This is a genomic window from Hyphomonas pacifica (assembly GCF_000682675.1).
GTDB lineage: Bacteria > Pseudomonadota > Alphaproteobacteria > Caulobacterales > Hyphomonadaceae > Hyphomonas > Hyphomonas pacifica.
The window spans coordinates 1-3,875 of record NZ_AWFA01000062.1 but is presented as its reverse complement, the minus strand read 5'-3'; the positions used below and the strand labels follow the sequence as shown (position 1 = coordinate 3,875).

Annotated in this window: 5 protein-coding genes; all 5 read left to right on the top strand. The window is 63.8% G+C overall.

Features of this window, described 5'->3' with window-relative positions; translation table 11 throughout:
- Positions 1-785, top strand: a 785-nt coding sequence (locus HY2_RS14580; RefSeq protein WP_034828930.1) for a type IV secretion system protein, incomplete at its 5' end; no start/stop codon positions are given.
- Positions 786-1,475, top strand: coding sequence for a conjugal transfer protein TrbF (gene trbF / locus HY2_RS14575; RefSeq protein WP_034828929.1), 690 nt, complete (start codon positions 786-788; stop codon positions 1,473-1,475).
- Between the two features lie 5 nt (positions 1,476-1,480).
- Entirely contained in the window at positions 1,481-2,470 is a 990-nt protein-coding gene (gene trbG, locus HY2_RS14570; protein ID WP_034828931.1) for a P-type conjugative transfer protein TrbG, read from the top strand.
- Between the two features lie 4 nt (positions 2,471-2,474).
- Complete coding sequence (locus HY2_RS14565; protein ID WP_034828928.1) at positions 2,475-3,752, top strand: TraB/TrbI/VirB10 family type IV secretion system protein; 1,278 nt, start codon at positions 2,475-2,477, stop codon at positions 3,750-3,752.
- A partial coding sequence (locus HY2_RS17800) for a DUF2274 domain-containing protein (RefSeq protein WP_034828927.1) occupies positions 3,749-3,875 on the top strand: 127 nt, incomplete at its 3' end. The genes HY2_RS14565 and HY2_RS17800, both read left to right, overlap by 4 nt.

The following is a 3,875-nucleotide window of genomic DNA, read 5'->3' as shown; positions in this document are numbered from 1 at the left end:
TCGTGCTCGTGCCCTTCGCGCTCTGGAACAAATCGGCGTTTCTCGCTGAGCGCGTGCTTGGCAATGTCGTCACCTCCGGCATCAAGCTGATGGTGCTGGCGGTCATTATCGGCATCGGCTCAACCCTGTTTGCGTCCGTCACCGACGCCTTCCGCACGGGCGATGAAGTCACGCTCGCCCAGGTCATGGGCACGGTGCTCGCAGCTATTGTTTTCTTCTGGATGGGCATCTTTGCGCCCGGTGTCGCCAGCGGGCTGATCACCGGCGCGCCGCAGCTCGGGGCCGGATCAGCCGCCGGCGCGACCGCTGGCGTTGCTGCAGGGACTTATGTTGCTGGCGCGGGCGGGCGTGCGGCAATGGGTGCCGCCGCAAGCGGAGCGTCCTCAGCCGTCAAGGCGGGCGCTTCGATGGCGGGCGCAGGACGCACCGCCTACACGCTTGGCTCAGTTGCATCCGGCGCGACCGGCGTGGGAGCCGTCGCTGCAGGTGTCGCCGGTATGGCGCGCGCAGGCGGCGACGCCATTCGCAGAACAGCAAGCCGTCCGGCGCAGTCCCTTCGAGACGCGTACCGGCGTGGCAGTCAGGGTGCGTGGCGCACAACTGGCGGCTCCGGCGGAGCGGAAGCGTCCGCACCAACATCTTCAACCTCAAGCCCGGGATGGGCGCGTCGGATGCAGGCCCGCCAGAATGCGACCCAGGCTGGACAGATGGCGGCGCACAGTCTTCGCGACGGCGATCGCGGTTCGCCCGGCGCCGCCCCGCAACTCAATGACAAGGACGAGTAGATGTTCAAACGATCTTCCACCACCTATGGCCTGAGCCCTTTCCCTGAAACGCCTTATCAGAAAGCGGGTCAGGTCTGGGACGAGCGGATCGGGTCGGCCCGCGTGCAGGCGAAGAACTGGCGGCTGATAGCGCTCGGATGTCTCGGCCTCTGCTTCGTCACCACAAGCGCCCTTGTCTGGCGAAGCCTGCAATCGACGGTGACGCCTTATGTCGTCGAAGTCGATGAGACAGGCGCCGCCCGCGCTGTCGCCCCGGCGACGGAACGCTATTCGCCGACCGACGCCCAGATCGCCCATCATCTTGCAGGCTTCATCGAGAATGTCCGCGGACTTTCCGTCGATCCGGTTGTCGTGCGCGAGAACTGGCTGCGCGCCTATGATTTCGTGACAGACCGCGCCTCAACCACGCTCAATCAGTATGCGCAGGACAATGACCCCTTCGCGGATGTCGGGCGAAAATCCCGCACGGTGGATGTCGTCAGCGTCGTGCGCGTCTCCGATGACAGTTTCCAGGCCCGCTGGATAGAGAAAACCTATGAGAATGGCGCGCTCGTCCGTGTCCAGAGGTTTACTGGCAATTTCACAATCATCACCCAGCCGCCGACCAACGCAGAAACCCTGCGCGCCAATCCGCTCGGCCTTTATGTCCATTCCCTGAACTGGGGACAGGACCTTGTTACAGGAGAATGATCCCCATGTTTCGCTTTATCCTCGCCACATCCGCCCTCGCGCTCACCACAGCCTGCGCCACGACCGAACTGGAGCCGATTGAGTCCAGCGCCTTCATCGCGGCCACACCGATTGAAGATGATGCCGACTATCCCGTTGAGATCATCGAGACCGCGGTCGCCCTACCGCTGCCGGGTCAGATGAAAGCGATAGAGGCCTCCGCGCCGGCGCCGCGTCTCTCGCCGACCCAGGCGATCCGCGAGGGCCGGACAAGCGCCCTTATTGAGCCCTCGGTCGATGGCTATGTAAATGCGATACAGGTCTATCCCTACACGGAAGGCGCGCTCTACCGTCTTTATGCCAGTCCGGGTCAGGTCAGCGATGTCGCGCTGCAGCCCGGCGAAGACCTCGTTTCGGTTTCGGCGGGCGACACGGTGCGCTGGGTGGTCGGCGACACAATCTCAGGCTCTGGCGCCACCGCCCGCGCGCATGTGCTGGTCAAGCCGATCTCGTCCGGCATCCGCACCAATCTGATGATCGCAACCGACCGACGCACTTATCATCTTGAATTGGAAAGCGTCGACGGCGGCTATATGGCCGCTCTGTCCTGGCGCTACCCCGCGGATGAACTCGCAGGCCTCACTGCCCGCAATGAGCGCGCGATCGCACGGGACGCGGGAAGCATTGAGCGCGGCCTGACGCTGGAAGGCCTGAACTTCGACTATCGCCTCTCCGGCGACAGTCCGGACTGGAAGCCTGTCCGCGTCTTTGATGATGGCCGTCAGGTCTTCATCCAGATGCCGGAGGACATCGCCACGACAGACATGCCGCCGCTTTTCGTGCTGGGCGCCGATGGCGATGCGGAGCTGGTAAACTACCGCGTGCGTGGCAATTACTATGTGGTCGATCGGCTGTTCCGGGCCGCCGAGCTTCGCCTTGGGGAGCGTAACCAAACGGTCGTCCGTATCTCCCGCAGTCAGCAGCGCTCCGGCCTTGCGGCGATCTTTGGGGGCTGAGCGCATGTCCGAGCCCATCCCTTTTGACGAACATGCCGAGCGGCTGAAGATCCGCTCCAGCCCGAAACCGGTTACACGGATCAATCGGAAAGTGTTGATCGTCGGCGCCGGGCTCAGCGTGCTCGCCCTGTTCGCCGCGATGAGCATAGCGCTAAAGCCGCCGACCGCCGCCGATCCGGACGCCCGCCGAGAACTTTACAACACGACAAATACAAGAACGCCTGAAGGACTAACGAAGCTGCCAGAGAGTTACAGCGACATCGCGCCCATTGAGGACCGCATTGCGCGGCTCGGTCCGCCGCTGTCGGGTGATCTCGGCGCGACAATGCTGCAGGCCGAACGCGAGCTGGGCATCGAACCGGAATACATCACCCGGTTTGAAGACGATTTCCGTCCGAACCCTGCCGATGAAGCCGAGCGCGCCAGACGAATGCGCGAAGCCGCGCTCGCTGATGAAGCCGCTCGTGCGCCCGTCTTCTTTCAGCTTCAGTCGGCAACCAGCGGTCAAACCGTCGCCGACACTCGCCCGGCTACCCGCGACCCCGCCCTTGACCTGGGCTCAGAGTTGCTGGCGCTCGCGGCTCTGCCGCAAGGCGCGCCGTCAGCATTCGGCGCGTCCACCGACACCAATCTACAGTCCCGCAAACTGACCTTTGCCAGCGACGGCCCGGCCTCCGACATCTACAATGCACACCGCATCCAAGACCCGGCCTCGCCCTATCAGGTCATGGCAGGCACGTTGATCCCCGCAAGTCTGGTCACCGGCATCAACTCGGACCTGCCCGGAACCATCGTCGCGCAGGTGACGCAACCCGTGTTCGACACCGTGACGGGACAACATCTTCTGATCCCGCAGGGCTCGCGCCTGATCGGGCGCTACCAGTCGGAAGTCTCTTTCGGGCAGGACCGCGCACTCGTGACCTGGGACCGGATCATCTTCCCGGACGGGTCGTCGATTGTGATTTCCGCGCCAGGCGCTGATGCGCAAGGCTTTGCGGGTCTCTCGGATCGAACCGATCATCATTGGGGTCGCGTCTTCGCAGCCGCGGGTCTTGCAACCATTCTCGGCATCGGCGCCGAACTCGGTGCAGACGGCGATGGCGACATTGAACGCGCCATCCGGCGCGGCACGACCGACACGATCAACCAGGCCGGTCAGAGGGTTGTCGATCGCAATCTCGGCATTCAGCCGACGATCAAGGTCAGACCCGGCTGGCCGGTGCGCGTGGTCGTCACCCGCGACCTGATCCTCAGACCCCATCCACAAGGAGCCGCACAATGACTCTGCGACTTGGACAATTACCCGACCGCACGCCGGTCCGCATGAACCTCGCCATCGATCCCGATCTCGCGAGCGCGCTCAGCGACTATGCAGAAATCTACCGTCAGACCTATGGCGCAGAGG